Origin of the sequence: Catellatospora vulcania, from assembly GCF_009720385.1 — a bacterium.
GTDB lineage: Bacteria > Actinomycetota > Actinomycetes > Mycobacteriales > Micromonosporaceae > Catellatospora > Catellatospora vulcania.
The window spans coordinates 43,570-62,238 of sequence record NZ_ML769303.1; the positions used below are offsets into that span (position 1 = coordinate 43,570).

16 protein-coding genes and 1 pseudogene are annotated in these 18,669 nt (G+C 69.8%); 8 read left to right on the top strand and 9 right to left on the bottom strand.

Going from position 1 to position 18,669, the window contains the following annotated elements:
* Nucleotides 1-143: 143 nt before the first annotated feature.
* The 4 genes from F6W97_RS08290 (at nt 144) to F6W97_RS08305 (ending at nt 4,811) form a co-directional block, all read left to right on the top strand.
* The gene (locus F6W97_RS08290; RefSeq protein ID WP_155369628.1) at nt 144-1,292 is read left to right on the top strand and encodes a glycosyltransferase family 4 protein; all 1,149 of its coding nucleotides are present in this window, start codon (nt 144-146) and stop codon (nt 1,290-1,292) included.
* A 92-nt stretch (nt 1,293-1,384) separates the two neighbouring features.
* A complete protein-coding gene (locus F6W97_RS08295; RefSeq protein ID WP_155369629.1) occupies nt 1,385-2,485 on the top strand; it encodes a mannose-1-phosphate guanylyltransferase in 1,101 nt (366 codons plus the stop codon).
* A 33-nt stretch (nt 2,486-2,518) separates the two neighbouring features.
* Nucleotides 2,519-3,550, top strand: coding sequence for a hypothetical protein (locus tag F6W97_RS08300; protein WP_155369630.1), 1,032 nt, complete (start codon nt 2,519-2,521; stop codon nt 3,548-3,550).
* 262 nt (nt 3,551-3,812) lie between these two features.
* Nucleotides 3,813-4,811: an ArsR/SmtB family transcription factor gene (locus F6W97_RS08305; RefSeq protein ID WP_155369631.1), complete on the top strand. Its 999-nt coding sequence runs from the start codon at nt 3,813-3,815 to the stop codon at nt 4,809-4,811.
* Here F6W97_RS08305 and F6W97_RS08310 read toward each other — a convergent pair.
* From F6W97_RS08310 to cofD, 5 genes and pseudogenes are all read right to left on the bottom strand, one after another.
* Nucleotides 4,794-5,855 (bottom strand): S8 family serine peptidase, encoded by a 1,062-nt coding sequence (locus F6W97_RS08310; protein WP_196279029.1) that lies wholly within the window; start codon nt 5,853-5,855, stop codon nt 4,794-4,796. The two genes, F6W97_RS08305 and F6W97_RS08310, sit on opposite strands and share 18 nt — an antisense overlap.
* Nucleotides 5,852-6,958, bottom strand: coding sequence for a hypothetical protein (locus F6W97_RS40005; protein WP_196279030.1), 1,107 nt, complete (start codon nt 6,956-6,958; stop codon nt 5,852-5,854). The genes F6W97_RS08310 and F6W97_RS40005 overlap by 4 nt, the downstream gene beginning before the upstream one ends.
* A 128-nt stretch (nt 6,959-7,086) precedes the next feature.
* Complete coding sequence (locus tag F6W97_RS08315; RefSeq protein ID WP_155369633.1) at nt 7,087-7,506, bottom strand: hypothetical protein; 420 nt, start codon at nt 7,504-7,506, stop codon at nt 7,087-7,089.
* 169 nt (nt 7,507-7,675) lie between these two features.
* A pseudogene (locus tag F6W97_RS08320) lies at nt 7,676-8,428 on the bottom strand (coenzyme F420-0:L-glutamate ligase); the annotation flags it as partial.
* Nucleotides 8,425-9,390 carry a 2-phospho-L-lactate transferase gene (gene cofD, locus F6W97_RS08325; RefSeq protein ID WP_155369635.1) on the bottom strand — a complete coding sequence of 322 codons (966 nt, stop codon included), beginning with the start codon at nt 9,388-9,390 and terminating at the stop codon, nt 8,425-8,427. The pseudogene F6W97_RS08320 and the gene cofD, both read right to left, overlap by 4 nt.
* A 58-nt stretch (nt 9,391-9,448) precedes the next feature.
* Between cofD and F6W97_RS08330 the strand changes: the two genes are divergently transcribed.
* Both F6W97_RS08330 and F6W97_RS08335 read left to right on the top strand, forming a co-directional pair.
* Entirely contained in the window at nt 9,449-11,953 is a 2,505-nt protein-coding gene (locus F6W97_RS08330; protein WP_155369636.1) for a bifunctional FO biosynthesis protein CofGH, read from the top strand.
* A 321-nt stretch (nt 11,954-12,274) separates the two neighbouring features.
* Nucleotides 12,275-12,532, top strand: coding sequence for a WhiB family transcriptional regulator (locus F6W97_RS08335; RefSeq protein WP_120316911.1), 258 nt, complete (start codon nt 12,275-12,277; stop codon nt 12,530-12,532).
* A gap of 80 nt (nt 12,533-12,612) precedes the next feature.
* Here F6W97_RS08335 and F6W97_RS08340 read toward each other — a convergent pair whose 3' ends face one another.
* Complete coding sequence (locus F6W97_RS08340) at nt 12,613-13,059, bottom strand: metallopeptidase family protein (protein ID WP_120316910.1); 447 nt, start codon at nt 13,057-13,059, stop codon at nt 12,613-12,615.
* A 120-nt stretch (nt 13,060-13,179) separates the two neighbouring features.
* Here F6W97_RS08340 and F6W97_RS08345 point away from each other — a divergent pair, with 120 nt between their 5' ends.
* Nucleotides 13,180-13,539, top strand: a complete 360-nt coding sequence (locus tag F6W97_RS08345; protein WP_120321490.1) for a DUF3499 domain-containing protein — start codon at nt 13,180-13,182, stop codon at nt 13,537-13,539.
* 154 nt (nt 13,540-13,693) lie between these two features.
* Here the strand turns inward: F6W97_RS08345 and F6W97_RS08350 are convergent, their stop codons facing one another.
* Together F6W97_RS08350 and F6W97_RS08355 are read right to left on the bottom strand one after the other, a co-directional pair.
* Nucleotides 13,694-15,043, bottom strand: a complete 1,350-nt coding sequence (locus F6W97_RS08350) for an NAD(P)/FAD-dependent oxidoreductase (RefSeq protein ID WP_155369637.1) — start codon at nt 15,041-15,043, stop codon at nt 13,694-13,696.
* Nucleotides 15,040-16,386, bottom strand: a complete 1,347-nt coding sequence (locus F6W97_RS08355; protein WP_155369638.1) for an aspartate aminotransferase family protein — start codon at nt 16,384-16,386, stop codon at nt 15,040-15,042. The genes F6W97_RS08350 and F6W97_RS08355 overlap by 4 nt, the downstream gene beginning before the upstream one ends.
* Nucleotides 16,387-16,654: 268 nt before the next feature.
* Here F6W97_RS08355 and F6W97_RS08360 point away from each other — a divergent pair, with 268 nt between their 5' ends.
* Nucleotides 16,655-17,893 carry an ABC transporter substrate-binding protein gene (locus F6W97_RS08360; protein WP_230686511.1) on the top strand — a complete coding sequence of 413 codons (1,239 nt, stop codon included), beginning with the start codon at nt 16,655-16,657 and terminating at the stop codon, nt 17,891-17,893.
* A gap of 130 nt (nt 17,894-18,023) precedes the next feature.
* Here F6W97_RS08360 and F6W97_RS08365 read toward each other — a convergent pair whose 3' ends face one another.
* Nucleotides 18,024-18,509, bottom strand: coding sequence for an Lrp/AsnC family transcriptional regulator (locus tag F6W97_RS08365; protein ID WP_230686545.1), 486 nt, complete (start codon nt 18,507-18,509; stop codon nt 18,024-18,026).
* Nucleotides 18,510-18,669: the final 160 nt, after the last annotated feature.

Here is an 18,669-nt window from a genome sequence, read left to right on the forward strand (position 1 = left end):
GACACTGCCGCGTCGTGGACCTTGCCATGGGGCATGTCGGGCGTAGTCTGAAGCGTGACTGCTGTGAAACAGCGCACAGTCTCACAACCGCAGAGCGGCGGTCGGCTGGGCTGCGCTGCACACCCCCACAAGGAGTGTTCACCGTGACGATCGCTCGCTCTCCCCGGGTGCTTGTCGACGCCACCAGCGTCCCCGCTGACCGCGGCGGCGTGGGTAGGTATCTCGACGGCCTGCTCGGCGCACTCGCCGACCATTCCGACATCGACCTGGTCGTGGTCTCCCAGCGGACCGACCAGGAGCGCTACGCCCGCACCCTGCCGCACGCCCAGGTCCTCGCCGCGCCCGCCGCGGTGGCCCACCGCCCGGCCCGGCTGGCCTGGGAGCAGACCGGCCTGCCGCTGCTCGCCCAGCAGGTCGGGGCGCAGGTGCTGCACTCGCCGTTCTACACCTGCCCGCTGCGGGCCAGCTGCCCGGTGACGGTGACCGTGCACGACGCGACGTTCTTCACCGAGCCGGAGCACTACGAGAAGTCCCGCGGCACCTTCTTCCGGTCCGCGATCAAGACCTCGCTGCGCCGGGCCGAGCGGGTCATCGTGCCCAGCAAGGCCACCCGTGACGAGCTGATCCGGCTGCTGGACGCCGACCCGACCCGCATCGACGTGGCCTACCACGGTGTCGACCACACCGCCTTCCACGTGCCCGGCGAGGAGGAGAAGGCCCGGGTGCGCTCCCGGCTCGGACTCGGGGAGCAGGGCTACATCGCCTTCCTGGGCGCGAAGGAGCCCCGCAAGAACGTCCCGAACCTGATCCGGGGCTGGATCGCGGCGGTGCGCGACCGGATCGACCCGCCCGCGCTGGTGCTGGCCGGCGGCCAGGGCCACGACGACGAGATCGACCGGGTGGCCGCGGAGGTGCCGGCCCACCTGCGGCTGCTGCGCCCCGGCTATCTGCGGTACGCCGACCTGCCCGGCTTCCTCGGCGGGGCGGTGCTGTGCGCGTACCCGAGCCACGGGGAGGGCTTCGGCCTGCCGATCCTGGAGGCGATGGCCTGCGGCGCACCGGTGCTGACCACGCCCCGGCTGTCGCTGCCCGAGGTCGGCGGCGACGCGGTCGCCTACACCGGCCAGGACGCCGACCACATCGCCAAGGACCTCGCCATCCTGCTCGACGACGAGCCGCGCCGGTCGGCGCTGGGCGCGGCGGGCCTGGCGCGGGCGAAGGAGTTCAGCTGGAGTTCCAGCGCCGACGCGCACGTGACCGCCTGGCAGCGGTCGCTGCGGCACCAGCGCTGAGCAGCCCGCACCCCAATCACTAGCAGGCGAATGCGGCTTGTGTCACGGGCGGGGTGCGCCTGCTGTTCACACCCGTCAGGCAGAATGGGCGGATGCTGCACGCCGTTATTCCCGCAGGTGGAAGTGGAACCCGTCTCTGGCCGCTGTCGCGCGCCACGAACCCGAAGTTCCTGCACCCCCTGACCGGCACCGCCGAGACCCTCATCCAGGCGACCGTGGCCCGGCTCGCCCCGGTGGCGGCGCTCGGCGACACGTACGTGGTGACCGGCGTGGCCCACGCGCCCGGGATCGCGCGGCAGCTGCCCGATCTGCCCGATTCCAACATCCTGATCGAGCCCAGCCCGCGCGACTCCTGCGCCGCCATCGGCCTGGCCGCCGCGGTCATCGCCCAGCGCGACCCCGAGGCCGTGATGGGCTCGTTCGCCGCCGACCACCTGGTCCGCGACGGCGCCCGCTTCGTCGAGGTGCTGCGCGACGCCGAGGCCGGCGCGCGCCGCGGCCTGCTGATGACCGTCGGCATCACGCCCACCCACCCCGAGACCGGGTACGGCTACCTGCAGTGCGGCGCGACGATCGACGGGCCGGTCCGCACCGTCGACGAGTTCAAGGAGAAGCCCACCCTGGACGTCGCGACCGAGTACGTGCGCTCCGGCCGCTACCTGTGGAACGCCAGCATGTTCGTGTGGCGCGTCGACGTCTTCCTCAAGGAACTGCACCGCCAGCAGCCCGAACTGCACGACGGGCTGATCCGCATCGCCGCGGCCTGGGACACCGACGACCGCGACCGGGTGCTCGGCGAGATCTGGCCGACCCTGCCCAAGATCTCCGTCGACTACGCGGTCATGGAGGGGGCTGCCGCGGCCGGGCTCGTCGCGACCGTGCCCGGCGACTTCGGCTGGAACGACGTCGGCGACTTCCACACCCTCGGTGACGTGCTGCCCGCCGACGACGCCGGTAACGTGATCGTCGGCGACAGCGCCACCCTCGACGGCGGCAAGCCCGAGGTGCTGCTGCACGACTCCGCCGGCACCGTCGTCGTGCCGCAGTCCGGCCGCCTCGTCGCCGCCCTCGGCATGCGCGACGTGATCATCGTGGACACCCCGGACGCGGTGCTGGTCTGCCCGCGCGACCGGGCCCAGGACGTCAAGAAGCTGGTCGACGAACTCAAGGAGCGCGGCGACAGCCGGATCTGACCGGGTGGCGGCTCGCCTGCACTGCCTAGGCTGATCTCCATGCGACTGGTGGAACTGTCCGCGGCGGGCAACGAGGCGAGCGACCTGCTGCCCGTACACGACGAAGGTCTTCTCGCGGAACTCGGCGCACGCCGGGCCTACTGGACCGTCCTCGACGAGGGGCCGGTCGAGCAATGCCTGGCGCTGCTCGTCGAGCAGCACGACGGCGGCTGGCGAGCCGAACACGTCAAGGCGACGGCGGGCGACCACGAGGGCCGCACCGAGGACGCGGAGGCGCTGGCCCGGCTCGACGGCTGGGTCTACGTGCTCGGCTCGCACTTCGGCTCCAAAGCCGGGCCGCTTCAGCCCAAGCGTGCCTTCGTGGCCCGGTTCCGGGAGTCGTCCGCACCGCAACTGCAGATCATCAGGCACCGGTTCGCCCTGCACCGGGCCGTCAACGACGCCCTGGCCGCACTCGCCGCCACCGGGCACCCGGCCGCCCCCGAACCCGTCCGCGACGTCGTGCACGCGGGCTTCGTCACCGAGGCCGTACGCCGCGGCACCGCCAAGGGCAAGCGCTGGACCAGCCAACTCGCGCCCGGCGACCACCCGGTCAATATCGAAGGCGCCGCGTTCACCGCCCGCGGCACGCTCCTCGCCGGGCTCCGCTGGCCCGTCACCGCCGCAGGCGAGCCGATCCTGGTCGAGCTGTCCGGCGTGCCCGGCCTGTTCAGCGGCGCGGAAACCCTAGGCGTGACCGGGGTGTACGCGCTCACCGGCATCGGCCAGGGGCCACTCGGCGTACGGGCCCTCTCCGCCCGCGAAGACGGGGCCTACGACGTCGTCGTCGGCTCGATCGACGCCCTCGACAAGGGCTCCATCCTGCTGGAACAGCACCCCGACGCCCGTGACGCCACCTGCCGGCACCTGCGCTTCCGGCTGCCGGACGGCACCGGCCCGGCGCTGGTCGCCCCGGAACCGGTCGCCGACCTGGCACCACTGCACCACGTCGAAGGCATCTCCGAACGTGACGGTGCCCCGCTCTATGTCGCCGACGAGGATCACCGCATCGCACTATGGCTTTGAACTGGGGTTCCGCAGCCTCGCCCCACGTACGGAGCGGCCGATCGGCCTGCCCCCCGGCAGAACCGATCAGCCGCTACCGCATCGCCCCGTACGCCCCCGTACGGCCGAGTTCGCACCTCCATGGAGGTGCCGCCTCGGTTCCCCAGGCTGCGCCAAGGATCATCCACCGAACGGTGAAGGGTCTACGTCTTTCGGTTGTGACTTAAAGACCCAGGTCACCTCGGCCGGTAGAGTCAGCGCCGACCCCTAGTCCGGAGAGCTCATGCTGCGTATCCACTTCACCAGCGCCGACCTCGTTCGTACCCGGATCTCGTCGACGCCGGACCCGATGTGGGAACTCGCTCTCAGCATCCACCTGCTGCGATACCGAGGCACCGACCCGCTGCTGGGCGGCTGGAAGAACCGCATGATCACCGACCTGAAGCCGGGCGGCGCCCTGCGCGACCAGGTCGGCCTGCTGCTGGCGCTGAACCCGCCAGTCGGTTACTTCCCCGACTTCCTCACCCCGCCCGAAGCCGCCGCCGGAATCGCGCCCGGACTCGAAGCCGTGCTGTCCACCCCCAAGGACAGGCTCCGCAAGGAGATCAACGCCCTGGGCGACGCGCAGGGCTCGCTCTCCGGCACCGTCGACGACGTCGGCGGGGGAGCCACCCGAGCCCTGGGTGAACTCGGCACCGCCATCAGCCGGTATCACGAGACGGCGATCGCACCCATGTGGGACCGGGTCCGCACCGCGGTCGACGCCGACCGCGGCCTGCGCGCCCGCACCATGCTCGACTCCGGTACCGAAGGGCTGCTCAACACCCTGCATCCGACGGTGCGCTTCGACGGGAGCGTGCTGGAGATCTCCGAATATCCGTCCGATCGCGACGTGCACCTCGAAGGGCGTGGGCTGCAGCTCGTCCCGTCGTACTTCAAGACGCCCAGCAAGCCGGTCTGCCTGTTCGACCCGGAACTGCCGCCGGTGCTGGTGTACTCGGTCCACCACGAGGCGCGGGCCGCGGTCGTACGCAGTCAGGAGGCGCTCGCGGCGCTGCTCGGGCGTACCCGGGCGGCGGTGGTCGAGCTGCTCGCCGACGGGAGCACAACGACTGAGCTTGCGCGGCGGCTTGAGGTGTCCCCGGCGGCTGCCAGCCAGCACGTGGCGGTGCTGCGGGAAGCCGGCCTCGTGCACAGCCTCCGCGACCGCAACACGGTCCTGCACACCCTCACCCCCCTTGGCCTCGCGATGCTCGCCGGCCGCTCACCTACGCCGTCGTGACCTGAGGATCAATATCAGTACCCCGATGGCGACGAAGGCACCGAATACCCAGATCCAATGGCGGGGACCGTCGGGTGCGGGGTTCGCGGGCGCGCTTGCCGCAGCTGAAGCAGATGCAAGCGGCGGCACGTCTTCCGTTAACGCACTGACCAGATCGAGAACGCCGAAGCCGTACTTCGCATCACGTCCGGCTGGGCCTTTGTCGACAGCGGTGGCAACGAGACGGTGTACCACATCTGGTCCGGAAAGATCTGGATAGCGGGCGCGTATAAGGGCTATGGCACCCGCAACGATCGCTGTTGCGTCGGACGTTCCTGTGCCCTTCCGCCAGCCGTGGTCGAGTCCTGTGCTGGTAATGTCGTCACTCGGTGCCGAGATCACGATGCCTGCGCCGGTCACGGAAATCTCCGAGTGCTCTCCGTTCCTTCCTACGCCAGCGACGGCAACGACGCCTGGAATGGCAGCGGGGAATCCGACTGCGGTGTCAGGCGTATTGCCTGCCCCGGCCACGACGACGATGTCGGCATTGAGCGCCTCGGTGACCGCCGTACGCATCGTGGCATCGTCGAGGTGCATGGCTAGGGAAATCGAGATTACGTCAACCTGCTGAGCTGTGGCCCATTTGATGGCATCCACGATTTCCGTAGTGGTGCCGACACCCAAGATCGACTCCCGGACGGGCAGGATCTTTGCCGCGGGAGCTAGACCTTTGACCTTCCCGTGTGCTGCGATAAGCCCAGCCATGCCGGTGCCATGTCCCTCTTTGTCGGTCCATCCATTGCCCGGTCCTTCTTTTGTGAGATCCACACCCGGCAGCACCGAACCGCGTAGATCCGGATGCGTGGCGTCGACGCCGCTGTCTATGACGGCGACGGTCACGCCAGCGCCTTCGGTGATTCGATGCGCTTCTGTGGTTCGCAGGAACGAGTGAAACCACTGCCCGTCAGAAACCTCATCGGCTTGGGCCGGCGCGGGCGCACTGACCAGTACCGCTGTCAGCGCAAGGGCTGAGAAGGCGCGGATCGTGGGACTGGAGCGGATCAAGATGGGCTGGCTCCTCGTCGGATGGTGACGATGGGGGTGGGGCTGTCCACGGTGTCGTCGTTGCGCCAGGGCATGGCTGTCTGGGTGAACCAGCGACGGAATTGCTCCTCGGTCTCCTGCTCGGTAGGGGCGACATGGTTGTGTCCCTCTGGTCGGATCACCGGTGTGACGCCTTGCGCGACCTCCCAGCGGGTGTCTGCGCCCCGACGATTTGAGGCCTCACTGCCGCGTCCGGTTTGTTGCCCGAACGGGCCGCCCATGGGCATTGGCATCATTCCCGGTGATCCGCTGGAGGTTCGCGCTTGCGACACGACCGGAGTACCGCCACTTCCGGGTGCGGGTAGCGCGACCACATAACCATTCGGTCCTACACCCGGGCCTGGTAATACGTAGGCACCACCGTAGGGCGCATAGGGATTGCCGGGTGCGATCGGCAACATCGACACAGGTTGTCCGGGAACTGCCGGAATGGCACCTTGTAGATCCGGATCCGGTCCTGGCGACGGCAAACTGACTAGCGGAGGACGGCCAGGAAGGCTAGGCGGGATCGGCCGCTGGTTAGTTTGATCGCGGGTATCCGCTCTGCCGGTTGGCAACGGTCCGCCGGCCGGTCTGTCCCGCAATGGAAGGCGCGGCGGGATCTGGCCTCCCTTGTCAATCTGGTTCCAGTCGGGAGGCACGACCATCTGTGCACGGTGATCGCGTATTGCCCGTTCGGTCGCCTCCATGGTTTGCTCTGTCAGGTAACTAAGTCGTGTGGCCTCACGATCCCACCACTCAGGACCGCCATCGTTAGTGGTCAGTTCCCAGGCCTTCACGACCTGATGAACCTGTCGCTTGGCCTTTGTCGTGGCCTCCATGATTCCTTGAAGCGCGAGCGCGTTCTGCATGGCGGCTTCGCTGTCTGTACGGAGCAGCTCGATCATTTTATCGAGCTTCCTTAAGGCATGGCCAGCCGCTTGACTCTGTTCGGCAGGCCAGATCTGTGCGAGCGCTGTGCGGTGTCTGGACAGCCTGTCAGCTTGTGCAATGATCAAGGAAGCATAGGTGCGCATGCCCGACACCTGTTCCCAGCCGAGTGCATCGTCCTCGTGCTGCAGCATGTCCCACACCCGTGGCGGGTCGGCTGCGACCCAATTGGTTTTTCCCACTGTCGGCCACACCTCCAGAGCACCTTGCGGTGTGGCGATGTAGCCGCCCTCAGAGGAAAGTATTTCCGCTGGCCGGGCGGTCATGGCAGCATTCCGCGCTGCAGTGGTGTCTGGTGGACCTTTGCGCTCGCCCGCAGTTGTGCGATCGCCTTGTTCAACTCTGCGTCTACGTCGTAGATGCGGGCGGCTGCTCGTAGGTCGGCGTCGGCATAGTTCTCTGCGATCTGATCCAACGCAATGTTCAGGCCTTCGATGATTTGCAACTGAAACTTAGCGTTGTCCCGGTGCAAGGCAAGTACGTCACTCGCTGAGATTCGGGCGGCCCGTCCCTCGGCGCAATCCAGCGCGAGACAGAAACGGGCACCCCAGCCCATCCTGCGTTGTGCCGTAGCCAGGCCCGGCCGGAGGTCCGCCTCGGTCTGGTGGCGCAGGCTGGCGCTGACCTCTCGTAGCCCGGCCAAGTCGACAGTGATCTGTACCGGTACACGTTGTTCAGGCATGCTTCCCTCCCCAAAGAAGCGCGCTGTGGAAGCGTCCCAGCACCATTCGACCCACACCTGCCGGATTCACGCCTGCGGGCAGGGTAACGGATCGACCACGCTGAGCACAGCCCTTACCGGACCGCCTGTGGATAACTCACCGACACCCTGTGGATCAGGCCTGGCCGAGGGCCTCCGCCCGCCCCTGCTCCCGAGCTTCCGCGGTCCCAAGCGAGAACAGGTCATGCTCAGCATCCCGAACCAGCGTAGGCACGACCCCGCTGCTGTCCCGCGTGGACGTGAGCAGCCCGCGTACGACCGCGACCGGCACCCGGTCCACCTTGCCCTTCACCAACTCCGCGGCAGCCGCCAGCTCGTCCACGACCGCCATCTGCGTGATCTGCAGCTCGTTGCCGTACGGGTCGGTCTCTCCGCGGTGGTCGCGCAGTGGCTCGATCCCCGCGCACCCGAGGGCGACGTCGGTGAGCCCGTTGCGCCACGGCCGCCCCATGGTGTCGCTGACGATGACCGCGACGTCGAGCCCGTACCCCTCGCGCAGCGCCTCACGCAGCGCACGAGCGGACGCGTCCGGGTCGACGGGCAGCAGCACGAGCTGGGACCGGTCGACGTTGGAGTTGTCGATGCCGGCCGAGGCCATCACGAACCCGTGATGCGTCTGCACGATCCGGGTGTGCCCACGAGTGGCGACAGGCCGGGCCGTCTGCGAGCGCAGCACCTGCTCCCGCGCGGCTTCCCGCTCGGGACCGCCGACGGGAACCGAGGCCAGCGCTCCCTCCGACTTCGACACGATCTTGCTGGTGACCACGAGGATGTCGCCGTCGGCCAGCCACGGGGCGGCACCGACGATGAGTTTGGCCAGGTCGTCGCCGGGCTGCACGTCCGGAATCCCACGCACCGCGTGCACGCTGAACCCGTCGATCATGCTCGTCCTCCGAGTTCCAGGGCGGCGCGGACCATGGCGGCCGTGGCGTCGTCGTCGGTCATCCACAGGGGTACGGCAGCGACGCGTACGCCGGGGACGTCGGTCGCGGCGTCGGCGGCCTCGTCGACGAGCCAGCCGTCGAGCACGCCGCCGTCGGACCTGGCACCGTAGAGGCGGCCGACGCCCTGGGCGGAGCATTCGACGTCCACGGCGGACAGGCATTTGTCGGCCATGCCGCGGACGGGGCTGCCGCCGATGATGGGGGAGACGCCGACGACGGGGGCGGTGCCGCTGACGAGCGCGTCGCGCAGGGCGCTGACGGCCAGTACGGGCGCGATGGACACGACGGGGTTGCTGGGGGCGAGCAGCACGATGTCGGCGGCCTGGAGCGCGTCGAGCACGCCTGCTGCGGGTTTGGCGGTGTCGGCCCCGACGAAGCGGAACTGCTTGGCGGGCAGGGCTGCGCGGTGGCGTACCCACCATTCCTGGAAGTGGATGGCCTGGTCGCCGCTGCCGTCCTCGGCCGCGACCACGACGTGGGTTTCGAGGCGGTCGTCGGTGGCGGGCAGCATCGTGATGCCGGGCTGCCAGCGGTCGCAGAGCGCGGCGACGACGGCCGACAGCGGGTAGCCGGCGTTGAGCATGCGGGTGCGCACCAGGTGGGTGGCGATGTCCCGGTCGCCGAGGCCGAACCATGAAGGCTCCGCGCCGTACTTGGCGAGCTCTTCCTTGACGGTCCAGGTCTCGCCGGCGCGGCCCCAGCCGCGTTCGGGGTCGATGCCGCCGCCCAGGGTGTACATGACCGAGTCGAGGTCGGGGGTGATGCGCAGCCCGTGCATCCACACGTCGTCGCCCACGTTGACGACGGCGGTCACCTCGTCGCCGGTGGCGCGGGCGTGTGCCCGCACTCCGGCCAGGAAACGCGCGCCGCCGATGCCACCTGCCAGCACCACGATCCGCATCTGGACATCCTCCCGCACCGCGGCCGCCCGCCGGGGCCAGGGTCGTAGGCTGGCGAGCATGTCCAGCGAGGTCGTTGCCCAGCCGGTGGTCGGTTCCGCGGAGATCGGCCGTGCGCTCAAGCGCGCGGCGGCCGGGAGAACGCTTGATGCGGCGGAGGCGACTGCCCTGCTCAGCGCCTCGGGCGGGGCGTTCGACGAGCTGCTGGGGCTGGCTTCGGGGGTACGCGACGCGGGTCTGCGCGACGCGGGGCGGCCCGGCGTGATCACCTTCTCGAAGAAGGTGTTCATCCCGCTGACTCGGCTGTGCCGTGACCGGTGCCACTACTGCACGTTCGCGACGGTGCCGCACCGGCTGCCCGCGGCGTACCTGGACCGCGACGAGGTGCTGGCGATCGCCCGGCAGGGCGCGGCGCTGGGCTGCAAGGAGGCGCTGTTCACGCTGGGGGACCGGCCGGAGGAGCGGTGGCCGGCGGCGCAGCAGTGGCTGACCGAGCGGGGGTACGGCTCCACGATCGACTACCTGCGGTCGGTGGCGATCGCGGTGCTGGAGGAGACGGGCCTGCTGCCGCACCTGAACCCGGGCGTGCTGAGCTGGGCTGATCTGCAGCGGCTGCGGCCGGTGGCGCCGAGCATGGGCATGATGCTGGAGACGACGGCGACGCGGTTGTGGTCGGAGCCGGGCGGCCCGCACTACGGCTCGCCGGACAAGGAGCCCGCGGTTCGGCTTCGGGTGCTCGCCGACGCGGGCCGGGTGGGTGTGCCGTTCACCACAGGGGTCCTGATCGGCATCGGGGAGACGCACGCCGAGCGCGTCGACGCGATCTTCGAGATGCGCCGCAGCGCCCGTGAATACGGCCACCTGCAGGAGATCATCGTGCAGAACTTCAGGGCCAAGCCGGACACCGCGATGCGCTCCACCCCGGACGCCTCGGTGCGCGACCTGGCCGCCACGGTCGCGGTGACGCGGCTGCTGATGGGGCCGGGCATGCGCATCCAGGCCCCGCCGAACCTGATCGACGCGTCGTTCGAGCTGCTGGTCAAGGCCGGTATCGACGACTGGGGCGGCGTCTCGCCGCTCACCCCGGACCACGTGAACCCCGAGCGGCCCTGGCCGCACCTGGACGAGCTGGCGGAGCTGACCAAGGCGGCCGGGTTCGAGCTGCGGGAACGGCTCACCGTGTACCCGAACTATGTGCGCGGCGGCGACCGCTGGCTCGACCCGCGCCTGCAGCCGCACGTGCGCGCCCTGGCCGACGAGACCGGCATGGCCGTCGCGGATGCGCCGGTGGTCGGCCGTCCATGGCAGGAGCCCGAGGTCGAGGGCGGCACCGGGCGGGTCGACCTGCACCGCGAGATCGACACCGACGGCCGGGCCGAGGACCGCCGCGGCGACTTCGACACGGTGTACGGCGACTGGGCGGCGGTCGGGGCCGCGGTCGGCGGTGCGGGTCCTGCGGTCAGCGTGGGGGCGCTCGCGGCGGGGCTGCGGATCGCCCGGGAGAACCCGGCGGCGCTGCTGGAGCCGGTGCACGAGGAGGCGGCCCTCGCGCTGCTGCACGCCGACGGGACGGCGCTGGACGAGCTGTGCCGCATCGCTGACGACGTACGCCGCGACACCGTCGGCGACGACGTCACCTACGTGGTCAACCGGAACATCAACTTCTCGAACGTGTGTTACGTGGGCTGCCGGTTCTGCGCGTTCGCGCAGCGGGAGCGCGACGCCGACGCGTATCGGCTGAGTGTGGAGCAGGTCGCCGACCGGGCCGAGGAGGCCTGGCGCGACGGCGCGACCGAGATCTGCGTGCAGGGCGGCATCGACCCGCAGCTGCCCGTCTCGGTGTATCCGGACCTGGTCCGCGCGGTGAAGGCGCGGGTGCCGGGCATGCACGTGCACGCCTTCTCCCCGATGGAGATCGTCACCGCCGCCGCGAAGGCGGGCGTGTCCGTCCAGGACTGGCTGACCCGGCTGCGTGACGCGGGCCTGGACACCATTCCGGGCACCGCCGCGGAGATCCTCGACGATGAGGTGCGCTGGGTGCTGACCAAGGGCAAGCTGCCCACCTCGGCCTGGGTGGAGACCGTCGAGACGGCGCACCGGCTGGGCATCCGGTCCAGCTCGACGATGATGTACGGGCACGTCGACCACCCCCGGCACTGGCTGGGCCACTTCCGGGTGCTGGCCGGGCTGCAGGACCGCACCGGCGGCTTCACCGAGTTCGTGGCGCTGCCGTTCGTGCACACCAACGCCCCCATCTACCTGGCGGGCATCTCGCGCGCGGGGGCGACCTGGCGGGAGAACCGCGTCGTGCACGCGATGGCCCGGCTGCTGCTGCACGGGCGCATCCCCAACATCCAGTGCTCGTGGGTGAAACTGGGCGACGAGGGCACCGTGGCGATGCTGAACGGCGGCTGCAACGACCTCGGGGGAACTCTTATGGAGGAGACGATTTCCCGAATGGCCGGATCGGCGCACGGCTCGGCCCGTACGGTGGAACAGCTGCACGCCATCGCCGAGGCCGCCGGTCGGCCCGCCCGCCAGCGCACGACGAGTTACGTGCGCTAGCAGCTCACTCCTGTCCGAAGGTAGTCAGCACCCTGCCGTCAAGCCCGACACGCCAGCAGAATTTCGCCACGACACGCCCGACATGCCGTCACCGGTTTCGGGTCTGAATCGATAGGGCAGTGGCGGGACGGTGAAAAGCCGAACCGAACGGCCCTGCCGGGCGTGTACCAGAGTCAGCTTGACGGTGCACGTAGGACACGCGTGTAATTTTGCGTGGGGCTGGAGGTAGCGGCATCCACAAAACCGCCTATGTGGACAAACGCTCTCCAGGTGGGGGGTAGCGTCGGTCGTGAGCCGGCGCGCAATAAGGAGGCAGCGGAGATGGACGGTCGCCCCGTCGTGGCGGATCTGCTGGGCAACGCGCCCGAGTGGCAGGAGCACGCGCTGTGCTCCCAGACTGACCCGGAGGCGTTCTTCCCTGAGAAGGGTGGTTCTACCCGCGAGGCCAAGCGCATCTGCTCGCGCTGTGAGGTCAAGTCCGAGTGCCTGGAGTACGCGCTGTCGCATGACGAGCGCTTCGGCATCTGGGGCGGGCTGTCCGAGCGGGAGCGTCGCAAGCTCAAGCGCCGCGCGATCTGAGACTTCCGGACGCTGCCGGGCCCGTGGGGGCGGGTCCGGCAGCGTACCGACCAGCACCTTGTCTTAAGTGAGACCTGCTCCTACGCGAGATCGTCGGGGTTCAGGCCCAGCAGGTTGGCGACCTGCTCGACGATCACGTCGCGTACCAGCTCGCCCAGGTCGTCCCGATCCGAGGCCCGGAACTCCAGCGGACGCCGGTAGACCACGATCCGCGGCGGCACTCCGTGCCGGCCCGGCCGTCCCGGCAGCAGCCGCGCCAGCGGCACCCGCCCGTCCTCCAGCACGTCCGAGTCGTAGACGTTGAGGTCCGGCGGCACGTCCTCGACCGCGAACTCCACCCCGGCCAGCTCGGTCGCGAAACGCGCCTCGAGCGACTCCACCGTGTCCAGCACCAGCTCGTCGAAGACCTCTGCCTTCGTCCTGGCCAGAGGCACGCTGGCCGGCACCAGGCGACCACGCATACCCCGGCCGTGGCGGTCGCGTCGGCGGCGGGCGGCGGTCGGGCGGCGTCGGGCGGGACTGGTCACCCGGCAAATGTATCCCCGAGCGCCAGCACCGGGACGCGGTACGGGGCCGTGATCCTTCCCTCGGCGTGTCGCGGCGCAACCGGCGTACCGGTGCGCGGCGGGGCACTAACGTCACACGCCGTGAGGTCTCCACGGCGTTGCTCTCGTAACGGCTGCCCCCGGCAGGCGGTCGCAACGCTGACCTATGTCTATGCAGAGTCGACGGCGGTGGTCGGCCCGCTCGCCGCGTACCAGGAGCCGCACACCTACGACCTGTGCGAACCGCACGCCCTGAGCCTCACCGCTCCGCGCGGCTGGGACCTCGTCCGCCACGACGGCGAGTTCGAACCCCCGCCCCCCACCACCGACGACCTGGTCGCCCTGGCCGAAGCGGTCCGCGAGGCAGCTCGCCCCGCCCCCCGCCAGCCCGCCCCCGAACCACCCCACGGCCCGCCCACCCCCGGCCGCCGCGGCCACCTCCGCGTCATCCCCCCGTCCTGACCCGAAGGAAGGGCACCTTCCCATCGCTACGCGTAGAGGAAGGGCACCTTCTTTTAACGCCAGAGCGTCGAAGATCGCTGTTTCGGGTCGAAACGTGAGGCCAGACCGCAGATCTTGGCACGAAACAGCGATCTTGCCCGCCGGACTAGCCGGACTACCTTGCCTCGCCGACGTGAGCGGCCCAGCGGTCGAGAGTGGCGACGGTGTGGAGGGCGGTGTTGATGCCTAGCCAGCGGAGGGGTTCGGGTTCCCAGCGGGGGGAACGGTGGTTGACCCAGGGCAGGACCGTCAGTGGCGACTCGACGCCGGTGATCAGGTCGGCGAGGGTGCGGCCGGCGAGGTTGGTGGCGGCGACGCCGTCGCCCACGTAGCCGCCGGCCCAGGCCAGGCCGGTGGAGCGGTCGAGGCCGACGGAGGGGTGCCAGTCCCGGGTGATGCCGAGCGGGCCGCCCCAGGCATGGGTGATCTTCGCGCCGTCGAGGGCAGGGAAGAGTTCGACCAGGGTGTTGCGTAGCGCCAGGTGCACCGCAGGCTCGCTGTCGAAGGACGGGCGCACCGCGGAGCCGTAGTGGTAGGGAGCGCCCCGCCCGCCGAAGGCGAGCCGGTCGTCGGCGGTGCGCTGGCCGTAGATGACCAGCCGGCGGTGGTCGGTGAAGGTCTCCCGGTGGTCCAGTCCCGCCTCGCCCCAGAAGGACTGCGGCAGCGGCTCGGTCGCGACCATCAGCGAGTAGATCGGCGCCACGGCCCGCCGGTGACCGGGTAGGCCCGCCGTATAGCCCTCGGTGGCCCGGACGACCACGTCCGCGTGCACCGTGCCGTGATCGGTGCGAACCGCGGCACGGCGCGCACCGACAACGGTGTGGACTGCGCCCGGCATGATCTCCAGCACCCGGGTCTGCTCATGGATCATGACGCCCAGCCGCTCGACGACCGAGGCCAGTCCGCGTACCAGCCTTAGCGGGTGCAGTGCCGCGCAGTGCGGGGACCAGGTGGCGCCGTGCACCTCGGTCGCGCCGCAGCGGTCCAGCGCCTCGGCCCGGTCGAGCAGCCGCAGTTCGAACCCGTACGACGCGGCCAGCTCGGCCTCCGCCCGCGCCCCGCGCCACTGCGCCTCGGAGCGGGCCAGGCCCAGCGTGCCGCCCTTGTCCCAGTGGCAGTCGATGCCCTCGGCGGCGGCGGCCCGGCCGACCTCGTCCACCGTGTCGATCATCGCCTGCTGGAACGCGATCGCCGCGCCCCGCCCGTGCAGTTTCTCCAGCTTGGGCAGCGGGGTGGGGAGCAGCCCGGAGCACCAGCCGCCGTTGCGCCCGGACGCGCCGAACCCGGCCTGCTCGGCCTCCACGATCGCGATCCGCAGCCCGGGGTCGGCCTGGCACAGGTAGTAGGCCGTCCACAGGCCGGTGTATCCCGCGCCGACGATCGCCACGTCGACGTCGAGGTCGCCGGAAAGGCGCGGGCGGGGCGCGATCGCCCCGCCCGCGGTGTCGAACCACAAAGAGGTCACAGCAGTGACGAGGCCCGGGTCAGCACGTCGCGCAGGATCTGCTCGATCTCGTCGAACTGCTGCTGGGTCGCGGTCAGCGCCGGGGACAGCTGGATGACCGGGTCGCCCCGGTCGTCGGCGCGGCAGTACAGCCCTGCCTCGAAAAGCGCCCCGGACAGGAAGCCGCGGATCAGCCGCTCGGACTCCTCGGCGTTGAACGTCTCCCGGGTGGCCCGGTCCTTGACCAGCTCGATGCCGTAGAAGTAGCCCTCGCCGCGGACGTCGCCGACGATCGGCAGGTCGTACAGCTTCTCCAGGGTGGCCCGGAACGCGGGCGCGTTCTCGCGTACGTGGCCGACCAGGTCCTCGCGCTCGAACAGGTCCAGGTTGGCCAGACCGACCGCGCAGCTGACCGGGTGCCCGCCGAAGGTGATGCCGTGGGCGAACATCTGCCCGTCGGCCAGGAACGGCTCGATCAGCCGGTCACTGGCGATCATCGCGCCGAGCGGGGAGTACCCGGAGGTCATGCCCTTGGCGGTGGTGATGATGTCGGGCTGGTAGCCGTAGTACTGGGCGCCGAAGTACTCGCCGAGCCGGCCCCAGGAGCAGATGACCTCGTCGGACACGAGCAGCACACCGTAGCGGTCGCAGATCTCGCGCACCCGCTGGAAGTAGCCGGGCGGGGCGGGGAAGCAGCCGCCCGCGTTCTGCACCGGCTCCAGGAACACCGCGGCCACGGTCTCGGGGCCTTCGCGCTCGATGGCGCGGGCGATCTCCTCGGCCGCCCACACGCCGAACGCCTCGTAGTCGTCGCCGTGCTCGGGGGCGCGGTAGAAGTTCGTGTTCGGCACCTTGATGCCGCCGGGCACCAGCGGCTCGAACTCGGCGCGGAACGCCGGGACGCCGGTGATGGACAGGGCGCCCATCGAGGTGCCGTGGTAGGCGAGGTAGCGGCTGACGACCTTGTGGCGCAGCGGCTGGCCGACCTTCTTGAAGTAGGAGCGGGCCAGCTTCCACGCGCTCTCCACGGCCTCGGAGCCGCCGGTGGTGAAGAAGATCCGGTTGAGGTCGCCGGGGGTCAGCTCGGCGATCCGGTCCGCGAGCTCGATCGCCTTCGGGTGGGCGTACGACCACAGCGGGAAGTAGGCCAGCTCGTGTGCCTGCTTGGCGGCGGCGTCGGCCAGCTCGGCGCGGCCGTGGCCCGCGTTGACGGTGAACAGGCCGGCGAGGCCGTCGAGATACCGCTTGCCGTTGCTGTCCCAGACGTAGGTGCCCTCGCCGCGGACGATCGTCGGCACGCTGCCCTCGCGGTAGGCGCCCATGCGGGTGAAGTGCATCCAGAGGTGGTCGGTTTCCTTGCCCATCGTGAGGCCTCACTCATCGGTACGTTGCGGCGTTGCCTACGGTTATCGCATACGTCGTCGAGATACAGCAACCCTCTCAGTGGTATTTTCGCACGACGGCTACGGATTTCGTAGTGCGTCGGCAACCTGGGCGACATCGTTGGTCGGTAACGGGTGGTTTGTGAGCTGCCGCACCTCAGCGGGCGTACGGCGGGATGATTTGGGCACAATTGCGGGTCATCCCTGTACCCCTCCAGGCTCTCAGCCTGCCCAGCGGAAGGTGCCTCGATTGCGCGCTCGTCCCCTGTCGGCTCCGGCCCGCGCCCTGCTCGCGGCCACCACGGCGACCCCCTCGCGGCGGCGGCTGCTGCGCGGCGCCCTGGCCGGCGGCGCGCTCGCCGCCACCGGCGGCGTCCTGGCCGCGTGCAGCCCCAAGGGCATGGCCCCCCAGGCCGGTGCGTCGACCCGCCCCGCCTGCACCGCCACCGACCTGTCCGCCAGTGAGCGCAAGGTGTCGTTCGGCAACTGGGTGCAGTACCTCGACGTGGACGAGAACGACGAGAAGCGCCACCCGACGCTGGCCGCCTTCAAGGCGCGGACCGGCATCGACGTGTCCTACACCGAGGACATCAACGACAACAACGAGTACTACGGCAAGATCCGCGCGCAGCTCGGGGCCTGCCAGCCGATCGAGCGCGACATCGTGGTGTTCTCCGACTGGATGGTCAACAAGTTCATCCGCAACGGCTTCGCGCAGGAGCTGGACCCGGCCAAGACGCCCAACTACCGCCGCAACCTGCTGCCCTCGCTGAAGGCCCGCCCGTACGACCAGGAGCTGCGCTACGCGGTGCCGTGGCAGTCCGGCCTCACCGGCTTCGCGGTCAACACCCGCGTCGCCAAGGAGGTGCGCACCGTCGACGAGCTGCTCACCCGCCCCGACCTCAAGGGCAAGGTGAGCGTGCCGATGGAGATGCCCGACACGATGGGCCTGCTCATCGCGTCGCTCGGCAAGAACCCGGCGTCCTTCACGCCCGAGGACTTCGACGCCGCGCTGGAGAAGCTGCGCAAGGCCGTCGAGTCCGGCCAGATCCGCCGCTTCACCGGCAACGAGTACGTCCAGGACCTGGCCAAGGGCGACGTCGCGGCCGCGATCGCCTGGTCCGGCGACGCGCTCCAGCTGGGCCTCAACGACGACAAGATCAAGTTTGTATCGCCCGAAGAGGGCCTGCTGATCTGGTCGGACGCGGCGGTCATCCCGGTGACCGCGACCCACGCGAGCAACGCGATGACGCTGCTCGACCACTACTACGACCCGAAGGTGGCCGCCGAGCTGGCCGCGTGGGTCAACTACGTCTGCCCCGTGGCCGGCGCGCAGGACGAGATGGTCAAGATCGACCCCGAACTGGCCGAGAACAAGCTGATCTTCCCCGACGACGCGATGCTCGCCGACGTGAAGGCCTTCGCCCCGCTCGGCGAAGCCGAAGAGAAGGCCTACCAGGCCAAGTTCTCCGCCGTCATGGGCGTCTGACCAGATCCGCCCGCGCCGCGGCCCGCCCCGCGCCCGCGCCCCGCGCCGCAGATAGACGTTGGCCTATCTGGATGAGAAAAACGAGATCATACTCATCCAGATAGGCCAACGTCTATGAAAAACCGGGGCGTCAGGCGGTGCCGGTGCCCCAGGAGTAGGTCTGTTTGCGGAGTTTGAGGTAGACGAAGACCTCGGCCCCGATCACACCCTCCACCGCCCGCACTTCGTGCAGGATCTCCAGCAGGTGGTCGTCGTTACGGCAGACGGCCTCCAGCAGCAGGTCGTACGACCCGGCGGTGATCACCACGTAGTCGACCTCCTCGATTTCGGAGATCCGGTCGGCGATGCCCTCCAGGTTGCCCGTGGTCTTCACGCCGATCATCGCCTGCCGACCCAGCCCCAGCTGGAGGGGGTCGGTGACGGCCACGATCTGCATGACGCCCGCGTCGATGAGCCGCTGCACGCGCTGTCGCACCGCCGCCTCGCTCAAGCCGACCGCGCGGCCGATGGTCGCGTACGGTCTACGGCCGTCCTCCTGCAACTGCTCGATGATCTGCTTCGCGATGTCGTCGAGGAGCGCGTGGTTGGCGTGGTTGAGTTGAGGGTGGCGGCGGATGACACCGCGTTGCGCTGCGGAGTCGGCGGGCGTCGGCAATGAGGCCTCCTGGGGCGTACGCAGAGGGGGATCGCGGGGGTGATGATCCGACCCGGGCATCGTATCGCTACGAGGCAGACGATTCCGACACTTGGCGGCCACCCTCGTAACGGAAACGTCA

Bases quoted from the DNA above. Each gene is read 5' to 3' on its own strand.
- F6W97_RS08295 (WP_155369629.1), top strand. From the start codon at position 1,385: ATGCTGCACGCCGTTATTCCCGCAGGTGGAAGTGGAACCCGTCTCTGG.
- cofD (WP_155369635.1), bottom strand. From the start codon at position 9,390: ATGCGGATCGTGGTGCTGGCAGGTGGCATCGGCGGCGCGCGTTTCCTG.
- F6W97_RS08330 (WP_155369636.1), top strand. From the start codon at position 9,449: ATGTCCAGCGAGGTCGTTGCCCAGCCGGTGGTCGGTTCCGCGGAGATC.
- F6W97_RS40005 (WP_196279030.1), bottom strand. From the start codon at position 6,958: ATGCTGCAGCACGAGGACGATGCACTCGGCTGGGAACAGGTGTCGGGC.
- F6W97_RS08355 (WP_155369638.1), bottom strand. From the start codon at position 16,386: ATGGGCAAGGAAACCGACCACCTCTGGATGCACTTCACCCGCATGGGC.
- F6W97_RS08335 (WP_120316911.1), top strand. From the start codon at position 12,275: ATGGACGGTCGCCCCGTCGTGGCGGATCTGCTGGGCAACGCGCCCGAG.
- F6W97_RS08305 (WP_155369631.1), top strand. From the start codon at position 3,813: ATGCTGCGTATCCACTTCACCAGCGCCGACCTCGTTCGTACCCGGATC.
- F6W97_RS08315 (WP_155369633.1), bottom strand. From the start codon at position 7,506: ATGCCTGAACAACGTGTACCGGTACAGATCACTGTCGACTTGGCCGGG.